This window comes from Levilactobacillus cerevisiae, assembly GCF_003946245.1.
GTDB lineage: Bacteria > Bacillota > Bacilli > Lactobacillales > Lactobacillaceae > Levilactobacillus > Levilactobacillus cerevisiae.
In genome coordinates, this window is sequence record NZ_RHNN01000006.1 from 114340 (window position 1) to 131863 (window position 17524).

At 51.7% G+C, this 17524-nt stretch carries 17 protein-coding genes; 10 read left to right on the plus strand and 7 right to left on the minus strand.

The genetic code is table 11. The features are described 5' to 3' along the window. The first annotated feature begins 63 nt into the window (after positions 1–63). Genes EKM99_RS04005 through EKM99_RS04025 form a run of 5 tightly spaced genes read left to right on the plus strand, consistent with a single transcriptional unit; the run spans position 64 to position 3961 of the window. On the plus strand, positions 64–705 hold the full coding sequence (locus EKM99_RS04005; protein ID WP_125581176.1) for an NAD(P)H-binding protein: 642 nt from the start codon (positions 64–66) through the stop codon (positions 703–705). A gap of 11 nt (positions 706–716) precedes the next feature. Continuing rightward, complete coding sequence (locus EKM99_RS04010; RefSeq protein ID WP_125581178.1) at positions 717–1628, plus strand: amidohydrolase family protein; 912 nt, start codon at positions 717–719, stop codon at positions 1626–1628. 11 nt (positions 1629–1639) lie between these two features. Next, positions 1640–2224 carry a DapH/DapD/GlmU-related protein gene (locus tag EKM99_RS04015; RefSeq protein WP_225419778.1) on the plus strand — a complete coding sequence of 195 codons (585 nt, stop codon included), beginning with the start codon at positions 1640–1642 and terminating at the stop codon, positions 2222–2224. Positions 2225–2252: 28 nt separating this feature from the next. Further along, positions 2253–2921: an antibiotic biosynthesis monooxygenase gene (locus EKM99_RS04020; protein ID WP_125581180.1), complete on the plus strand. Its 669-nt coding sequence runs from the start codon at positions 2253–2255 to the stop codon at positions 2919–2921. A 32-nt stretch (positions 2922–2953) separates the two neighbouring features. After that, on the plus strand, positions 2954–3961 hold the full coding sequence (locus EKM99_RS04025; RefSeq protein ID WP_125581182.1) for an aldo/keto reductase: 1008 nt from the start codon (positions 2954–2956) through the stop codon (positions 3959–3961). A 52-nt stretch (positions 3962–4013) separates the two neighbouring features. Here the strand turns inward: EKM99_RS04025 and EKM99_RS04030 are convergent, their stop codons facing one another. The 3 genes from EKM99_RS04030 to EKM99_RS04040 all read right to left on the minus strand — a co-directional run bounded on the left by EKM99_RS04030 (position 4014) and on the right by EKM99_RS04040 (position 6453). After that, positions 4014–4367, minus strand: a complete 354-nt coding sequence (locus EKM99_RS04030) for a type II toxin-antitoxin system PemK/MazF family toxin (RefSeq protein ID WP_125581184.1) — start codon at positions 4365–4367, stop codon at positions 4014–4016. Beyond that, positions 4345–4614 (minus strand): type II toxin-antitoxin system RelB/DinJ family antitoxin, encoded by a 270-nt coding sequence (locus tag EKM99_RS04035; protein WP_125581186.1) that lies wholly within the window; start codon positions 4612–4614, stop codon positions 4345–4347. The genes EKM99_RS04030 and EKM99_RS04035 overlap by 23 nt, the downstream gene beginning before the upstream one ends. Positions 4615–4701: 87 nt before the next feature. Further along, on the minus strand, positions 4702–6453 hold the full coding sequence (locus EKM99_RS04040; protein WP_125581188.1) for a hypothetical protein: 1752 nt from the start codon (positions 6451–6453) through the stop codon (positions 4702–4704). Positions 6454–6697: 244 nt separating this feature from the next. On the opposite strand from EKM99_RS04040, the gene EKM99_RS04045 reads away from it, so the two are divergent. Next, a complete protein-coding gene (locus EKM99_RS04045; RefSeq protein WP_125581190.1) occupies positions 6698–6985 on the plus strand; it encodes a type II toxin-antitoxin system RelB/DinJ family antitoxin in 288 nt (95 codons plus the stop codon). Between the two features lie 113 nt (positions 6986–7098). Continuing rightward, positions 7099–7272 carry a type II toxin-antitoxin system mRNA interferase toxin, RelE/StbE family gene (locus EKM99_RS16140; protein ID WP_125581191.1) on the plus strand — a complete coding sequence of 58 codons (174 nt, stop codon included), beginning with the start codon at positions 7099–7101 and terminating at the stop codon, positions 7270–7272. Positions 7273–7413: 141 nt separating this feature from the next. Here the strand turns inward: EKM99_RS16140 and EKM99_RS04055 are convergent, their stop codons facing one another. After that, positions 7414–7809, minus strand: coding sequence for a MerR family transcriptional regulator (locus EKM99_RS04055; protein WP_164511513.1), 396 nt, complete (start codon positions 7807–7809; stop codon positions 7414–7416). Between the two features lie 97 nt (positions 7810–7906). On the opposite strand from EKM99_RS04055, the gene EKM99_RS04060 reads away from it, so the two are divergent. After that, positions 7907–8665: an SDR family NAD(P)-dependent oxidoreductase gene (locus tag EKM99_RS04060; RefSeq protein WP_125581195.1), complete on the plus strand. Its 759-nt coding sequence runs from the start codon at positions 7907–7909 to the stop codon at positions 8663–8665. A gap of 547 nt (positions 8666–9212) precedes the next feature. Here the strand turns inward: EKM99_RS04060 and EKM99_RS04065 are convergent. The 3 genes from EKM99_RS04065 to add form a co-directional block, all read right to left on the minus strand. Beyond that, entirely contained in the window at positions 9213–10061 is an 849-nt protein-coding gene (locus tag EKM99_RS04065; protein WP_125581197.1) for a polysaccharide deacetylase family protein, read from the minus strand. A gap of 71 nt (positions 10062–10132) precedes the next feature. After that, positions 10133–10957: a site-specific integrase gene (locus EKM99_RS04070; RefSeq protein ID WP_125581199.1), complete on the minus strand. Its 825-nt coding sequence runs from the start codon at positions 10955–10957 to the stop codon at positions 10133–10135. A 718-nt stretch (positions 10958–11675) separates the two neighbouring features. Beyond that, positions 11676–12713: an adenosine deaminase gene (add, locus tag EKM99_RS04075; RefSeq protein WP_125581201.1), complete on the minus strand. Its 1038-nt coding sequence runs from the start codon at positions 12711–12713 to the stop codon at positions 11676–11678. Between the two features lie 1229 nt (positions 12714–13942). On the opposite strand from add, the gene EKM99_RS04080 reads away from it, so the two are divergent. Both EKM99_RS04080 and EKM99_RS04085 read left to right on the plus strand, forming a co-directional pair. Then, positions 13943–15889, plus strand: a complete 1947-nt coding sequence (locus EKM99_RS04080; RefSeq protein WP_125581203.1) for an acyltransferase family protein — start codon at positions 13943–13945, stop codon at positions 15887–15889. Positions 15890–16601: 712 nt separating this feature from the next. After that, on the plus strand, positions 16602–17348 hold the full coding sequence (locus tag EKM99_RS04085) for a hypothetical protein (RefSeq protein WP_125581205.1): 747 nt from the start codon (positions 16602–16604) through the stop codon (positions 17346–17348). Positions 17349–17524 lie beyond the last annotated feature (176 nt).

The following is a 17524-nucleotide window of genomic DNA, read 5'->3' on the forward strand; positions in this document are numbered from 1 at the left end:
ACGAGTCATGCAGTTCCTGTGCGATTGTAGCGCTGAACCTGCATTATTTTAGGAGGAATTTTAATGACAAACGTAATGATTCTTGGCGCTCACGGTGCCATGGCACAAATTTTAACGACCCGTTTGTTAAACGAAACGGATGTGACCTTGACCCTCTTCTTGCGCAAGGCTTCGCGGCTCTTACCGCTTGCCAGCAATCCCCGGGTGACCTTGGTTGACGGTGACGTCCACGATACGGCGGTGGTCGCCCACGCCATGGCAGACGCGGATATTGTTTACTCGAACTTGGGTGGAGAGGACCTGGACGCCCAGACCCAAAGCGTGGTTGACGCCATGCAACAGACGGGCAAGCAACGACTGATCTACATCAGCTCACTGGGCGCGCATAACGAAGTCACTGGCAAATTCGGCGAGTGGAACGAACAGATGATTGGCGCCTACCTGCCAGCTTTCCGCAAAACCAGTGACTTGGTTGAAAAGTCTGGACTAACCTTCACCGAAATTCGGCCAGCCTGGTTGACCGATAACGATGAGGTCGATTACGAAGTTGAGACGGTGGCCGATGGTTTTAAGGGGACCGAGGTTTCTCGCCAGAGTGTGGCCGACTTTGCCTTTAAAGTGATCAGCGACCCCAGCACTTATGAGAACGTGAGCGTGGGCCTGGACAAGGCCGGTACCGCCGGTGATAAGCCGAGTTGGTACTAGGAGGGCAGCAAATGACAGTCATTGATGTCTTTGCCCACGTCTTACCACCGAAATTTTTGGCACGAATGGCAGTCATTCATCCGCAAATTATGGATCAGTTTCCTTATATGAAAAACGACCTCTTAACGGACATTGAGCAGCACAAAGCGGCACTTCCCGCTGACCACCAACAGATTATTTCGGCGGTCAATCTCAATCCCGAGGACTTCGTGGAACCGGAGCAAGCAGCCGAGTTGTGCCGGGAAGCGAATGATGAATTGGCTGAAATGGTGCGAGCCAACCGGGACATTTTCCCAGCCGGGGTGGCGATGTTGCCCATGAATAATGTGCCGGCTGCGCTACGGTTGATTGACGAGCAGGTGGTGGGTAGCGATGCGTTGGTGGGTGTCCAACTGTTCACGCAGGCGCTCGGCCAACCAATTACCGTCGCGGCTTACGAACCGATCTTTGCCAAGCTGGCGGAAATTGGGGCGCCCGTTTGGCTACATCCCGTCTTCGACACGCACAAGACCGACAACAAATTGACTTTCAGCTGGGAGTACGAGCTGACGCAGGCCATGAACGACATCGTGGCGGCCAAATATTTCCGCAAATACCCTGGCTTAAAAATTATTGTGCACCATGCCGGAGCGATGGTCCCGTACTTTAGTCAGCGCATCAAGTACATTCAGTCCGCCGAAAACTACGCGGATTTCCAAAAGTTTTACGTGGATACCGCAATTCTCGGCAATCCCCAGGCGTTGGCCTTGGCCGTAGACTTCTTTGGCAGTGACCACGTGTTGTTCGGCACCGACTCACCGTTCGGGATTCCCCCCGTGGGTCCAACCGCGGTGATTGAACAAGCCGTCAACGACATGGCCGTGTCGCCGCAAGTGAAAGCCGGTATTCTCAGTGGCAATTGGCAGGCGTTACAACAGAAATGAGGGCGCACAACATGATGACGGAACATGACAAATTATTAGCGGGCGAGCCCTACGATTACCGCGACCCGGCGCTTCAGACGATGATTGCCCGTGGCAAGGACCTACTGGCCGTGATTAATCAGCAGCCAGCCAGTGAACGGCGCGCGGCGGCCTTGCAGGCATTTTTCGGGAAGGTCGGTCAACGGCTGGTCATTAACGGTGCGTTCAGTGCCGTCTATGGCAGCCACATCTCAGTGGGCGACGACGTGTTCATCAACGGCAATTGTACGTTTCAAGATTCGAATCGCATCACATTGGGCGACCGGGTCATCATTGCCCCGGACGTTAAACTCTACTGCGGGGGCCATGCGTTGGATGCGACCCAGCGCTTTGGCGTGCGGCCAGATGGCACTCGTTATCTGGTGACCACGACCAAGCCCATCACCATTGGCAACGACGTCTGGATTGGTGGCAACGTGACCGTCATTGGCGGCGTGCACATTGGCAATAACGTGGTGGTTGGCGCTGGCGCGGTCGTCACGAAGGATGTGCCGGACAACACAGTGGTCGGCGGTGTTCCGGCCCGCGTCATCAAGACGTTGCCGCCATTGGCCTAACCGAAACGCATGAAGGAGATTGATTAGGATGGCAACAACCCCTCTTTTTCGAGCAATTAATTTAACCGTCGCCGAGGAGCAGCGCGACAGCTGCTTGGCGGTGGGCCAACGCAACCTGTTGACGTCGATTCAAAATGAACCCGGGACGCTGGCCATGTACATGGGTCACGTGGACGCGGCGGGATTGGACAATTGGGTCGTGGAGCTTTACCGTGACCAGAGTAGCTATGAGGTCCACGCGAAGTCGCCCCAGTTTGCGGCGTTCCGCGCGGTCGCAAAGGATGCCGTGACCGACCAAATGGTGTTGGAACTGACGCCGGTCTTGCTGGCAGAACAGCCGACACCCCTGCGACTGGCGGACGGCCACGATCAATTTGTCCAACTGACGACGCTAACGCTTCAGCCAGATCAGGCGGCGGCGTATCAGCAATTGGTGTTGGCGACCTTACAGCCGGCAGTGGCCAACGAGCCGGGACTCTTGGCGCTAAACGTTGGCCGGTCAACGGCGGATTCGCGGCAGTGGAACGTGGTTGAAATTTACCAGGACGCCGCGGCTTATGAGCACCATTGCCAAACGCCGGCGTTTCAACAGTACCAGCGTGAGAGTCAGGCCATGATTCAAGCGGCCCAGGCAACGGTTCTGGTTGGCGATACGTTGGTCAATCAGGGGAATTTAGCCTATCAGCGTCGCGGATAACGTAGACGCGAACGAACAAAGGACGGTTAACGATGGATTACACAAAATTAGGCAATACAGGGTTGGACGTGTCCCGTTTATGCTTGGGCACGATGGGCTTTGGCGACGCGTCGACGGGGATGTTTCCCTGGGCGGTCGACGAAGAACAGAGCACGGCGGTCATTCAGCAGGCGCTCGATGCGGGCATCAACTTTTTTGACACCGCCAATATTTACTCCCATGGCGACAGCGAACGCTTCGTTGGTCGGGCACTGAACAAGCTGGCGGACCGGGATAAGATCGTGCTCGCTACCAAGGTTTTCTTCACGCCGGAGCAGGGGCCCAATTTGGCCGGCCTTTCCCGCAAGGCCATTTTGTCACAGATTGATCAGAGCTTGGAACGCCTCCAGACAGATTACGTCGACCTCTACATTATTCACCGGTGGGATTACAACACGCCAATTGAGGAGACCATGGAAGCCCTGCATGACGTGGTAAAGTCGGGTAAGGCGCGCTACATCGGGGCGTCGGCGATGTTTGCCTGGCAATTTGAAAAGGCCCAGGCCGTGGCAGAAAAACACGGCTGGACCAAGTTTGTTTCCATGCAGAACCATTTGAACCTGTTGTACCGCGAAGAGGAACGGGAAATGTTGCCGCTGTGTGCGGACCAGAACATTGCGGTGACCCCGTACAGTCCATTGGCTTCCGGTCGGTTGACCCGGGATTGGGCGGGCGAGACCAAGCGTTACGAAACGGACAAGGTCGCTCGTTCCAAGTACGACGACAGTAAGCAACTGGACCTGCCCATCATTCAACGGGTTGGTGAGGTAGCTGACAAATACGGCGTGGACCGCGTCCAGGTGGCGTTGGCCTGGTTACTGCAGAAGCCAACCGTGACGGCCCCCATCATTGGCGCCACGAAGGGCAGTCATTTAATCGGAGCAATCAAGGCGCTGGACCTACAGCTGAGCGCTGAAGATGTGCACTACTTAGAAGAACCGTACCTGCCACACGAATTGGTGGGCCCGCTCAAGGCTGATGAGATGAATTATCAACGGTAAACAGGATACCAGAAAATTGTCGTACCCGAGTATCTTGGGCACGACAATTTTTTTACAACATTTTAACAACGATTTTTTTCAAATATTCAAGCTGTTCAGTCGAAATGGTGGCGTCAAGTTCTGAAGCGTTTCTCGCAAGCATATCGTAGCCCAATATTTGCGATAGTATGATGCTTGATGGCCGTTTGGCGAGGATTGGTAAAAGATAACGACTACGTAGTCGTTTAGATGTAATTGGAAATACGATGGACATACCCTCTCTGTTGTAGGTGTCATTAGACACAACAACGACAGGTCGACGAATGTTACCAGTCTGTTGGTTATGGCCACCTTCTTCATGGCCGGCATGTGGTTCGCAGTCTACCCAGTACAGGTGTCCCTGTCTAATCGGTATTTTCTTTACCATAATTTCTCCCGTCGTCGGCTAATCCGATGCTTTTGTTGAAGTCAGCGATATCTTTTGGATCATCGTTCCAAATGTCGGGAAATTCAGGCCCCGTTGGTGTGAAGGGAAGTTTATTCGTTTTCCCGACTTCAACCAAAAACATATTAACGGCGGTGCTTAAGTCGAGGCCCATGCCAGAAACGACCTTAGCAGCGTGGTCCTTAACGTCTTGATTTAATCGAATAGTTAGTGTCGTATTTTTAGACATAACACATCACCTCATACAGAACTGTAACACATTAAGCCTACGTTGTACCACAAATATGCTCTGACGGCGTTAAGCAAATCTGAGGGCTTACTTAAACGTCTTATTCGTAAACGACTGCACAGCCCCGGTCTTAGCCTGCTTGTTGACGTTGGCGGTTAATTTCACTTCGTCGCCGGCCTCGAGTAGCGCGGCCTTCGGGTAATCGCCCGTGCCGACCGACCAGAGGTAATCGTTGCCCTTGATGGCGAACAGAACGCTCTGGCTACTACCGTTGGGCACGATGGCAACCCGGGAGACGATACCGCTGACCTTGGTCAATTTCGTGGCCGTGGAACTGGCAGTGGATCCCGCCGCGGCGAGTTGCACGCGGTACTGGTCCAACGCCTGGGCGGCCGTGGTGGCGTAGGCCTTCACGCTTTGGTCGGCCGCCTTGATGTAGGCGTAGCTACGGAAGGCACCAGTGGAATCGAGCAGGGAAACAATCCAGGTCGGCGTGCCATCAATGTTGTACATAATGGGCATCGTGGCCGACCATTTCTGGGCAACGTATTCCTTCTCGGCAATCTTCTTGGCCCCGGTACTGTCCATGACCCCGATATTTTTTCCGGTGTAGTAAGTCAGCGTCCCGGTCCGCGCGTTGATCATGGAGTAACCCATGGTCGAATCGGCGCTGGTCTTGGGCGAGGTGAAGTCGTTGAAGTAGGAAATATTACCGTTTTTATCAGCGACGGGTGTCACGCCGTCTTCGGTCCCGTTGTCGTTGGGCAGCTTGACGCCGGTCTTGTTAAAGTAGGCGTTAAAGAAGCCATTGCCGTAGCGGCCGAAAATCTCATTCATTTCCGCAGCGGTTGACGAGGCAATCGATTCATTAATAAATGCGGGGGCACCGGCCGCCGTGTACAGCTTGGTGGCGCCGGTCTTGGCGTTTAACACGACCACGTGGAGGCTACGGTAGTTGATCCGTCTTGAGACACCGCGGGCTTTGTAGACGGTTTGGATGAAGAAGGGTTCACCCTGATCGTTGACTTCGAGTTGGGGTTGGCCTTCCTGCACCCAGCTGGGGAAACGGTTATAGATGACCCGTTGTGCGTCGTCGAACAGGTAGGCGCTCGGGGTGTATTTCATGGACTGCTTCACGAAACGCGGTTCGGCGTTGACGTTGGTCGCGTCGATGATAAAGTAGCCCGGCGTGTTGCGCGCCCGTTGCCAGCGCCAGAAACCGTCGAACTCGACCGGCGCAATGTAGACGGTCTTGCCCTTGACGACCTGAGTCTGGAGGTCGCCCAGCTTGTAGTAAGACGTGTTGGGCACCGTGCTCATGGCCTTGTTCATCTTGTTACGCACAGTCTTGGGTGAAATGGCGATGGGCGTGGCGTTCTTGTCCAGCAGTGGCGCGGTTTCAACCGTCTTGATGCGTAAAGAATTGTAGACGGCCTTGACGCCAAAACGCGTTTGTAAGGAGCCAAACAGACCGAGGACGACCAAGAGTGCTAGGACGCCAGCCGCAAGCTTGGTACCAAAATTAATGCGGGGCAGGCGGAAGTTGAAGCGTTCCTCAAAGAGGTTGCGCGGGCGTTTTCCTTTGCGCTCGACTTCGACTTTGGGCTGCGGACTACTGATTAATAGTAGGGGCAGGTAAAGGATGCCGTAAATCAAATTCATGCTGATTAGGCTGGCTGGCGTTTTGCTGGGGAGTGAGCTGAAAACGATGCCCAGCGCAACTAAGTAAAAGATAACGTAAGTGCTGACGAGTAACTGCCAGCGGTTGGGGCGTTGGATGCAGGCCAGAACGGTCATGCCCAACGCGGTCAGGGTACCAAATAAGGCGACTAAAAGCATAGGTGAACTCCTTTTATGTATGGCTGAGGGATGGTGCGTGCTTCTCTAGTTTACCGTAGTTAGTGGGCGGGGGATAGGGGAACAGCGGGATTGGTGGTTGAAGACTAAAACGGGGAATGATTGAGAGCGTAGATAATATATGAAAATGTGATGATCGTTGTAAAAAAGAGCGAATAGTATATAATTATTGAAAATTCGTGACATTTAGTGTTAAAATAACGTTAAATGAAGTGGAGATGATTTGATGGATACCTCAGCTAAGGACCGGTTAACTATTCAGGTTGATCATGAACGTAAAATTGCCGCGCAAGAAATTGCAAATAATCTGGGAACCGACTTGCCTAATTTACTCAATATTTTTATTGCTCGAGTGGTCAAAGAAAAGGGCTTACCCTTTCAACTTGTTGAAAATCCAAGGGATGAAGAACTAGAGCTCGCACTTAAGCAAGCTAGAGCAGGTGAAACAAACCGCTATTCATTTTCTGAGTTTGACCAGTACTTGAAAGATTTGGAAGCTAAAGAGAATGCTTGATCACGTAGAGACAACAACGATATTTGCGAACGATATTTGATCGAAATATTAAGAAATTAGCCAAAAAACATTATGATCTGACGAAATTGCGCAGAGTGATTCAAATTATTTAAATGGAAGATCAGTTGACCTTGCAAAAGGATTATCACCTGCACACATTAAAGGGAGACAAAGCAGGAATTTACGAACTTCACCTTGAACGAAATTGGTTACTCTTGTATCAAATTACAGGAACGACCGAGCTGACATTGCTCTTGTTAAGGACGGGTACGCACGATATTATTTAACGTACCCATTGCAGTTGTTTTAAATAAAAACGTCCTCACTCCAGCCTTCTTCGTCACGAAAGAGGCTGGAGTGAGGACGTTTTCAATCGGAGGAATCATGACAGATGGGTGAGATTGAACTCACCTGAAGTTGGCAGTGAATTAGTCAGTTTGCTCACTCGTAGAACTCAGCCGCGCCTTCTCTGCTTGCAGCCGCGCAATCTTTTTCGTCAGGAAATCCTTTTGCAACGCAATGGCTGCGATTCTTTGGCCGAGTTGGTGGTCCAGGTCTTGCAGGAACGCAATCCCGGTGTCGTAGGACTCTGGGGTGATATCAGCTTGCTGGAAAAGTGCCGAGAATGCCTTGATGTCAGCAATCGAAGCTCCTAACGCGCGTAAATGAACGATTTTGGTGAGGGCATCTAAATCAGCGGTGCTATATTCACGACGGCCCTGGGCGTCACGCTGAATTGGCGCTAGGAGTCCCTCCTTTTCATAGTAGCGCAGGGCGTCGTAGGTGACATTGAATTGGTGAGCGACTTCTTTGATGGTTTTCATTTTGATAGCTCCTCTTTTAACTTTTTGGCTTGCGCTAGTGTAACACCAGCGTGATAGGATGGCCATACTAAAAGTTTCAAGAAAGAGGTTATTTGGTATGGTAAATCAAAAAATTATCACGTTAGTCACTGGTGGCAATCGGGGGATGGGCTTAGAAATCGTCCGGGAGTTAGCACAGCACGGGCAGCAAGTCCTGCTGGGAGCGCGCGATTTAGCCAAGGGGCAAGCCGCGGCCGCAACGCTGCAGCAAGAGAACTTAGACGTGACGGCTGTGGCGTTGGACGTGACGAATCCGGATTCGGTCAGCCAAGCCGCCGCAGAAATCAAGCAGACTTATGGCTATTTAACGGTTTTAATCAACAACGCCGGGGCCGTTTTTGATGCCAGACAGCTGCCCTCCGAGGTCGATCAGTCTAAGCTTCGCGCGGATTTTGACCTGAATTATTTTGGCCTGATTGACGTCACGCAAAAGCTGTTGCCGTTACTCAAACTGGCGGAGCAAGCCAAAATCATCAACATTTCCAGTATGATGGGGTCGTTGACCGAGGCGTTGAACCCCGAATCCGCCGTATCACGGGCGATTGCGGTCGGGTACCAGTCGGCTAAGGCGGCGGCCAACATGTTTACCGTTCAGCTGGCCAAGGAGCTTCAGCGCGCAGGGCTACCGGTGACCGTGAACGCTATTGATCCGGGGATGGTTGCGACGCACTTTGGTGGGGTCACCCCCGAGATGGCGCAGAAGATGGGCGCTAATCCCGTGGCGGCCGGTGTTGCTCGAACGGTTGAATTGGCCACGGACTTTACGAACCTGGCGACGGGAACGTTTAGTAACAGTGACGGGCCAGTTGCTTGGTAGGCGGGTTTCGTTATAAATTTAAAAATAAAGGCTAAGTTTGTTTACGTTGGTTGCCTTTTCCTGTATCTTAGGGAATAGAGAAACAGTCATTGTGACTGGCAAAATTGGAGATCCGCTACCGTAAGTGCGGTGTTTAATGGCGAGGCTGGTTTACAGTCTCGTTTTTTTGACGATTTTTTTAAGAGCGATTGACAGGGCATCAGGTGACAGTAAGCCAGGTTTATCAAACAAACTTAGAGTCACGCAAAAAGGCGCTTGAAAAAATTCAAGCGCCTTTACCATTCAATTTTCACGAAACGGTTAATTTACCCACGGAACATGAAGATGCCCCGAACAATTTCGGCACCAATCAAAACAATCATTGCGGACCAGGTTAATAATGTGGCTAAGCTCCCCATAATGCTGACCTCCTTGTGCACGTTTTAACTAACTTCATTGTACGCCGATCCCGGGAAACTAGCAATGGGTGCGCTTACATTTCGACTGGTTTAACCGCCTTTGATTAGGAATATAACGGTTTTTGACGCCAGCACTTAGTCCTAAATAGTTAAGAGTTCGTGACCGCAATCAAATCCGCAAACGTGGCCGTACTGATTCCGGGTTCGACCCGTAGCCGGGAGAGGTTATAGCGCCCCTCTGAGAGCTTGGCGAAGCCCTCCTGGGTCGTCAGTGCCAGCTTGTAGCCGGCCTTTTTCGCTAACTTGTGGGTGGTCTTGTTGGCCCGCCCAGCTGGATAACAGACCATCTGCGTGTCCTGCTTGAGGTTGGTGTCGAGCCACTGCTTCGACGCCAGCAATTCCTGTTTCTGCTGAGCGGCCGTCAAAGCGTTGAGGTCTAAGTGTTGCACGGTATGGCTAGCAAAATCCACGCGACCAGTGGCCTTCATTGATCGCATTTGCGCTAACGACAAGTGGTTTGACTTGTGCGTGAAGCCCGTAATCGCGTTGATGGTAACGTGTTGCCGATATTTTTTGAGCGTCGGTAACAGCTTACGATTGTCCTGGTAGGCGTCGTCCAGCGTAATCCAGACGACCTTCTTCTGGGGCACAGTGTTGGTTGTGAGCGCCCGAATGGCCTGGGCCGTGGTCAATGTCTGATAATGATGGCGTTTCAAATAAGTCAGCTCCGCTACCGCCTGCTTCTTCGGCACGCAGAGTTGGTTGCCGCTAGAAATGCTGTGATACATGAGAATCGGTAACTTCAGCGGGTGTTTTAACTTCACCCAGGCCTTCGTCGTTTTGATCTCGGTCGCAGACACGTCGTCTTGAACCACATCATTTTCCGTTGCTGGCGCCGTCCGAACGTTGGTCTTCCGCATTTGCGTGAGCGTGACGGTGCCGATAATTAAGGCTACCAAGGCAATACAGCCACCGAGTAGCCACCACTTTTTTCGCATAATGATTCCCCCAAAAATCGATTTACTTGTGTTACATCTATTATAAGAGGGTTAATCGAAAAATGCATGAATTAATCAGCGCGCTGGCTTAATCGGCGGTAGTAGTCGATGGAGTCAGGGGGGAGGTTCAGGGCCGCAATCACCTCACTGTCAGTCTTTTGCGGGTGCCGGCGGAGATAGTTAACTAAGTAACCTTGATAGAGGACAGTGGGGCTGAGCGCAAAGCCGACGAGGGCTTCGTCTGGCTTCAAATACTTGTGGAGGCCCGGCAGTGTCAGGTGGGGATCCGCCGCGGCACGTTGCTTTAGAAACCAATCGTCGCAGGCAAAACGCTGTTGAAGCGGCGTGATGAATTCCTGAAACGTTTGGAGAAAGGGTTGGACGGCTGCGGGCCAGGTCGCGGGGGCTAATTTTGCCGTCACGCCGGGCTTGAGGAAGCTCTGAACCGGGTAGCCTTGGGCGACCAGCAGGAGGGTCAGCCGGGTGTAAACGTGTAGCCGGCCATCTGCCAGTAACGCGTCCAGGTCGTCCACCCACCGGTAATTCAGGGGTTGCGGCGCTTGCTTGGGCTTGCTTTTTAGGTCCAGCGTCGGCAGGTAGGGTGTCCACCCGTGAGAGAAGAGAAACTTGAAGTAGATGTTGAGGTGGGACAGAATCTTGTTGTAGGTCTGATTTTGAATTTGCCGCGCGGTCAGCAGCATGCTCAAATACTGATCGACGTCTTGTGTTTGGAGCTGGTTGACCTGGTGGGTGCGCTCGTAAGTCGGATTGAAGTTCTCTAAGTAGTGGAAGAAGTCAGTCAGCGTGGCGGTGTATTCGTCACGGGTGGCCGCGGCCATTGACCGGTCGTTGAGCAGCCGGTTGAAGGCGTCTTGATACGGATAGGCTTGCGGCATCTAACCGCCTCACTTTCTGTTGGATTGGTCGCTTGCGGATAATTACTTTAACCTAGAGTATACCACGGTGACTGTTAAATTGGCGGCGTAAACCTGCTACATGGTTGAGATATAACGCGAATATTGGCAACACGGTCTAAACCTGCCGGCTTACCGTTCGCCAAATTTAGGCCGGAACGCTGTGGTAAGAGTGTGGCAGATGGCGGTTAACTGGTGAGCATTAACGGTGATAACCGAATAATCCTGGGCCTGGATTGTTTGGTTATCAGTGTTAAGCGGAGCCGGTTGCCATTTGCCACACGTTTCGGAAACGTGAAATCAGCGGACCAATTCCCACGGCTGAGCCTAAATTTGGCTCACTCACGCCTACGTAGACTGTATCCAATTACGGCAGACAAACTTTGCTAATCCAACGATTGTCACGGTAATGTTATATTGAAGGACAGTCATAACCGGAGGAGGCCAGAGGTGGAGGCAGCTGTGACAACGGTGTTGACTGAGTGATTTTTCTCAGTTTACAGCGTGGGACGTGTTTGGAGACTGTCGGTTTGGGACAGGTTTCAAACCGAGCCGGAGGACCGCTCCTCAGGCCGCAGGCGGTCCCCATAGCAGCCGGAATCTCTGGCAGCCGCAGGTGGTAATTAACCACTAGTTTAGTAATAAAAAAAGGCCGTGACAGGTATCGTCACAGCCTTCAAGCAAATTGCAAAAATTCAGTTTAAGCCGTAACGATTGCCGCTGCCCGTACCTTGGCTCGGAGTTGTTCCTTTTGAACTTCGGGGAGGAAGGCGCCGTCAATGGCGTTCAGCGTGACCCGTTCCAGTAGGGACCAGTTCAAGCCGAATTCCTCGTGCATTTTCATGATCTCGCCGGTTAACGTGACGTCGGAAACAGTGCGGTCGTCCGTGTTGAGCGTGACCTTCAAGCCGGCGCTCAAGAACTCGGCCAGGGGGAAATTCGCGTAGCCGTCGACGGCCTTGGTTTGGACGTTGCTGGTTGGGCACATTTCAATCGTGGCGCCAGCGCGTTTGGCCTGGGCGATGGTGGCTGGGAAGCCGCTCATGTGGACGCCGTGACCGATGCGTTTTGCCCCCAAAGTCAGGGACACCGCAACGTTGTCGACGGGGCCCGCCTCTCCAGCGTGCAGGGTGAATGGTAGGCCAGTTGCCAAGCCAGCTTCAACGGCCGGTGCCAGCTCCAAGGCAGGATGGTTGTATTCGTCGCCAGCAAAATCCAAGCCGACTACGCCCTGGTTCTTAAATTTAGCGGCCGTTTCAAAGATGGTGATGCACTCGTCCAGTGGACGGTCACGCATGGCACAGACAATTGCGTTGACGGGGATGCCGAAGTGCGCGGAGCCGGCGTGCAGGCCGTCCAGCAGCGCCGCGATTACGTCGTCCAATGACAAGCCCTTTGCCGTGGAAATCTGGGGGGCGAAGCGCGTTTCTAAGTAGATGATGCCATCCTTGGCGGCCGTCTCGACCATATCGTAGCCGGCAATTTTCAACTGCTCGGTCGTCTGCATCAGGTCGGTCACGATTTGGAACCGTTTCAGGTAGTCAATCAGGCTGTCGGTTTCCAGGGGCGCCGTGGTCAGGTCGTGCAGCGCAGCGTCGTCGGCAGGCAATTCGGTGCCGGTGACCGCAGCCATCTTGCGGAGGGCGGCCAGAGAGAGTGAGCCGTCTAAATGACAGTGCAATTCCACCTTCGGGTATTCTTGGACATTTTCTTTAGTAAAAGGTTTGACGTTGGGCATTGCTGAACTCCTCCTTCAATATGTAGGTTCCTCTAAGTATACCATGTAAGCGGTTAACTTCTAGTGTTAAAAATGCCAGATCAAGCCCAAAAAGGTGGGAATAAGTCCAGCTAACAAAGATTAAGACCACTAAATTTGTCGAAAATTGCCACCTGCGGCTGCCAGAGATTCCGCCTGCTGTGGGGACCGCCTGCGGCCTGGGGAACGGTCCTCCGGCTCGGTTTGAAGCCTGTCCAAGACCGCCAGTCTCCAAACACGTCCCACGCCGTAACCTGAGAAAATCACTCAGCTAACGCCGTCGACACAGCTACCTCCATCTCTGTCCTCCTCCGGTTAAGATAGTGTTTTAACCATTAAATTGTTGCAACACACCGTCACAGTAGGCATCAACGTTTGGTCGTTGACCGAGACAATGTAGGCGTGAGTGAGCCAAATTTAGGCTCAACCGTGGGAATTGGTCCGCCGACTTTACGTTGCCGAAACGTGTGTCAGATGGCAACCGACTCCGCTTAACACTGATAACCAAACAATCCAAGCCCAGGATTATTCGGTTATCACCGTTAATGCTCGCCAGTTAACCGCCATCTGCCACACTCTCACCCACAGCGTTCCGGCCTAAATTTGGCGAACGGTAAGCCGGCAGATTTACACAACGTCGCCGATGTTTTAATGCCCTATTGCTGTTTTGTAGCGGACTAGTCCAGCCAGTTGATTAGGTTGGCTAACGAAGCCTGGGCCGGCGGGCAGAAACTTTTTGAATACCCCGAAAGGCTATCCGGGGTCACTTGCGACCGGGTACAGCACCCCCCTAGATTAATTAAGGGGTGATATTTCATGGTATTCGTGCTACTATTTGCTTTACTTAACATTAATAGCACCTTTTAGTTGGTGTCCTGTCTGAGGCCTGTCAACTGATGAGGGATCAGCAACTTAACCCGGGAAACGTCACGGTTAGATGTCAAATTTTACATTTTAGAAAAATGGGGCAAAACCATTGTTTCGGCGGGGTAAACATTATATGATTGGGTTAATTGAGAAAGTCAGGCTGAACCAAAACATTGGCTCTGATTCGGGAGAACGGGTGTTATAGCGTAAAGTGAAAAGTAAATTATCGTGAAATATATTAATGGCATAAATTATAATATTGTCGCAGTTTTGAGTATCACTGTTTGGGGGAGCATAACCAGTCCTAACAGTTACTGGTTTTTTGAAGATAAGGAGCAATGACTATGGCACAATCTTACACGCGACTGACGCGAGAATTCGTCCGCAATCAGCGCGCGGGCAAACGGCGATACATAACCGGATTCGATGGGATTCGGACGCTAGCCGTTTTGGGGGTTATCATTTATCACTTGGCGCCATCGACGCTACAGGGCGGTTATTTAGGAGTCCCGATTTTCTTCGTGGTCTCTGGCTACCTGATTACTTATTTATTGATTCAAGAGTGGGATTCAAGTCACAGCATTAACGTGCTTGGGTTTTACGGTCGGCGATTGAAACGACTGTATCCGGCGCTAGTGACGATGCTAGTGGGGACAACGGCTTACATTACGTTGTTTCAGCGGGATCTTCTGGCTAACATCCGGGGGACCGTGTTGACCAACATGATTTACGGCTACAACTGGTTTGAAATTAAACACGGACAATCGTACTTCGACCGGTTTAGCGGCGAGTCGCCGTTTACACATCTGTGGTCCTTGTCGATTGAAGGTCAGTTCTATCTGATTTGGCCGTTCGTTGTCCTAGCCCTGTTATGGTTTATTCGCAAACGGGCACGGGCAGCCGCAGTTCTGTTTGGTATTGCCATTTGCTCAGCGTTGGCAATGGCCCTATTGTACGATCCGGCGAATACCAACCGGGTTTATTATGGGACCGACACCCGGATGTTCGCAATCCTAGTGGGAACGGGAATGGCCTTCCTGTGGCCAGCGCACAAACTCAATGAAAATGTGACGACCGCCCACCGCGCAATTCTTGATGTGGCGGGTGGCGCGTCACTGCTCATCCTAATTTACATGTTCTTTACCATGAGTGGACAGGCAGCTAGCACTTATCGCGGCGGCATGTTCTGGTTCACGGTTCTGTCCGGTATTCTGGTTGCCACCGTCGCTCATCCAGGAAGCGACTTGAATCGAGTTCTGACAAATCCAGTCTTTAGTTACGTTGGTCAGCGGAGTTACGGCATCTACCTCTACCAGTTTCCCGTGATGATTTTCTACGAATCACGGATTAACATTGGCAATCACCCCCTGTTTAATTCCTTGGTTGAAGTCGCGCTGATCATGCTGGTGACGGAACTCAGTTACCGGTGGATTGAAAATCCGATGCGCCACTACCATTATGGTCAAATTACGAACGACATCACGACTTATCTGCAACAGCCACGAGCACATCGGTTAGCAAATAGCCTCGGCGTTGTGGCAGCGGTTCTGTTCGGTTTGACGGCTGTGGGCTTCGTTCAACAACCGGCTGCGGCTAAACCGACAGCGCTGCAACAAACCATCACGGCGCGCTCGGCAGCGGCAAAGGCGAAGAATGAAGCGGCGGCGAAGAAGCAAAAGGCATTGGCCAAGGCTGCCTCTAAACGCAAGCACGAGAAAGCGGTCGCCTTTTCCAAGATGTCTAAGGCCAATCAGAAGACAGCGAAATACTACTTCTTAACGGCTGATGAACTGATGACGAGTAAACAAACGCCGTTAACGGCGGTCGGAGATTCGGTTCTGTTAGATGACTCGGGAGACCTACAAAAGGTGTTTCCAGGAGCAATCGTTGATGGTGCAGTTGGCCGTCAAGCTAGCGTGGTACCAGGTGTCATTTCTAACCTGGCACAACGCGGTCAGTTAGCCAAAAATGTATTGGTTAATATTGGGACGAACGGGTACATCACACCCACGCAGGCGGATCAAATCGTTCACGCTATCGGCCCCAGTCACCAGATTTTCTGGGTGACTGCCCACGTACCAACGCGGGAATGGCAAAATTCCGTGAACAATCGGATTGCCAAGACCGCTGCGTCATACAAAAACGTTCACGTGATTGATTGGTACGCAACTGCTCAGAATCACAGCAGTTGGTTTGTCAGCGACCACGTCCACCCGAATAATCATGGTAATCGGTACTACACGTCACTGATTGCCAAGAAGATTACTAAGGTGACTAACGCTAAACAATAAAAATGTTGAGAAACAGACTGGTATCCCCCGATAACTGCGGGGATGGTGGTCTGTTTTTTTGCTAGTCACGAAGGGGGAGCTGTCGGCTTACCGTTCATAAAATTTGGGCTGGAACGCTGTGGGCGGGACGATCCCAGCCGAAGAGCGCTCTTGGTCCTCGCTTTGAACCGTCCAGGCCGCGGTTCAAGGTCGCTATTTTCCAAGCAGGCCACACGGAAAATTCCACGTCTGAGCCTAAATTTGGCTCACTCAGGCCGATACTGTGTAGGTCAATGACTAGTCGTTAAGGATTATCACACCGTTGAATCAAGCCAACATGAATTAAAGTGGTGCCTAAGCAAGTGGCGGCCAGGACGCACCGACCCGGGAGAACCGTTTTTCAGGACATTGTCAACAGAATCTCTGGCTGTAGGTAATTGACAGTCGGTTAGCGGCAAAAAGTTGCCAATCGCGTCGCTAAAAACAGTGAATAGTGACGTTGGTGTTGACAGGTAACTGTTCCTGGAGGCGCTGCCATTAGAGCGTTCTTAGCTTGTTCATCCCCGCACAGTTTGCACCCCTTGACGTTAGTTCGGTTAATTTACTTTTGGGGTTAGATTTTTGGGGATTTCCCTGCGAATTTAAGTGACTTTTCCGGCCACTTTTTTTTCAGCGTGCTATGATACCTAGTGAATTCAGAGATGGATTCATATTATCTACGGGGGGAATTGTTATGATGAAAAAAGTTGCAATGATTGCTGCGGCTGCTGCTATGGTTTTACCTTTAGGGTTGGGTGCAATTGCACCAGCTCAAGCCGAAACAACGGCATTTGCTGCCGCTAAGACTGCTGCTAAGAAGACCACGTTAACGCTGGTCAGCAGCACGAGCATCAAGAAAGCTGCCTTCCACGTTAAGAGTGGTGCACCAGCACTCTACAGCGCCAGCTTTGCAGCAGATAAAGCTAAAACGACCTTGACTAAGAAGGGCACTTTAGCAGGGGAAAAGACGTATTACGCAACGAAGAAGATTGTGGTTGAAACGAAGGCAACGAAGACGGCCAAGGCTAAGAAGGTCACCTACGCTTACGTTAAGACCGCTAATGGCAAGGTTAAAGGCTGGGCTGCATTGTCCAAGCTGACTGCTGGTAAATTTATGGCCGCTGACGGCAAGACTGTTGCTAAGGCTGCCGACAAGATTACCAGCAAGACCTATACCTTAGTAAAGGCAACCAACCTCAAGAAGACGGCATATCACTTTAAGGGCACACAACCCGCTGTCTTCACTGGCAAATTTGCTGCTGACCAATCTAAGGTAACGTTAGCTAAGAAGGGTGTCTTACCTGAAAGCAAGACCTTCTACGCAACTAAGAAGATCACGATCAAGCAAAACAAAAAGAATGTGAACTACCTCTACATCAGCAACGAAGGCTGGGTTAAGGCTTCCGTACTGACCGCCGGCAAGTTCATGGCAGCTGATTAACTATATACCTCGGTAGGTTCTAAATGGTGTGGGACTTCGGTTCCGCGCCATTTTTTGTGGTTGGCTCGCTCACGCCTACACGGTTTTTGACCAATCATCGTGGCCTAGCCTTGCCAGTTTAGCGATTCAGCAAATAGGGCAGAACGATTTAACCAGAGCTACCATGGCTGTGACGA

Excerpts from the sequence above, each read along its gene's own strand:
- EKM99_RS04060 (WP_125581195.1), top strand. The coding sequence starts at position 7,907 with ATGGTAAATCAAAAAATTATCACGTTAGTCACTGGTGGCAATCGGGGG.
- EKM99_RS04015 (WP_225419778.1), top strand. The coding sequence starts at position 1,640 with ATGATGACGGAACATGACAAATTATTAGCGGGCGAGCCCTACGATTAC.
- EKM99_RS04085 (WP_125581205.1), top strand. The coding sequence starts at position 16,602 with ATGATGAAAAAAGTTGCAATGATTGCTGCGGCTGCTGCTATGGTTTTA.
- EKM99_RS04080 (WP_125581203.1), top strand. The coding sequence starts at position 13,943 with ATGGCACAATCTTACACGCGACTGACGCGAGAATTCGTCCGCAATCAG.
- EKM99_RS04040 (WP_125581188.1), bottom strand. The coding sequence starts at position 6,453 with ATGCTTTTAGTCGCCTTATTTGGTACCCTGACCGCGTTGGGCATGACC.
- add (WP_125581201.1), bottom strand. The coding sequence starts at position 12,713 with ATGCCCAACGTCAAACCTTTTACTAAAGAAAATGTCCAAGAATACCCG.
- EKM99_RS04010 (WP_125581178.1), top strand. The coding sequence starts at position 717 with ATGACAGTCATTGATGTCTTTGCCCACGTCTTACCACCGAAATTTTTG.
- EKM99_RS04030 (WP_125581184.1), bottom strand. The coding sequence starts at position 4,367 with ATGGTAAAGAAAATACCGATTAGACAGGGACACCTGTACTGGGTAGAC.
- EKM99_RS04070 (WP_125581199.1), bottom strand. The coding sequence starts at position 10,957 with ATGCCGCAAGCCTATCCGTATCAAGACGCCTTCAACCGGCTGCTCAAC.
- EKM99_RS04025 (WP_125581182.1), top strand. The coding sequence starts at position 2,954 with ATGGATTACACAAAATTAGGCAATACAGGGTTGGACGTGTCCCGTTTA.
- EKM99_RS04045 (WP_125581190.1), top strand. The coding sequence starts at position 6,698 with ATGGATACCTCAGCTAAGGACCGGTTAACTATTCAGGTTGATCATGAA.
- EKM99_RS04065 (WP_125581197.1), bottom strand. The coding sequence starts at position 10,061 with ATGCGAAAAAAGTGGTGGCTACTCGGTGGCTGTATTGCCTTGGTAGCC.
- EKM99_RS16140 (WP_125581191.1), top strand. The coding sequence starts at position 7,099 with ATGGAAGATCAGTTGACCTTGCAAAAGGATTATCACCTGCACACATTA.
- EKM99_RS04055 (WP_164511513.1), bottom strand. The coding sequence starts at position 7,809 with ATGAAAACCATCAAAGAAGTCGCTCACCAATTCAATGTCACCTACGAC.
- EKM99_RS04020 (WP_125581180.1), top strand. The coding sequence starts at position 2,253 with ATGGCAACAACCCCTCTTTTTCGAGCAATTAATTTAACCGTCGCCGAG.
- EKM99_RS04005 (WP_125581176.1), top strand. The coding sequence starts at position 64 with ATGACAAACGTAATGATTCTTGGCGCTCACGGTGCCATGGCACAAATT.
- EKM99_RS04035 (WP_125581186.1), bottom strand. The coding sequence starts at position 4,614 with ATGTCTAAAAATACGACACTAACTATTCGATTAAATCAAGACGTTAAG.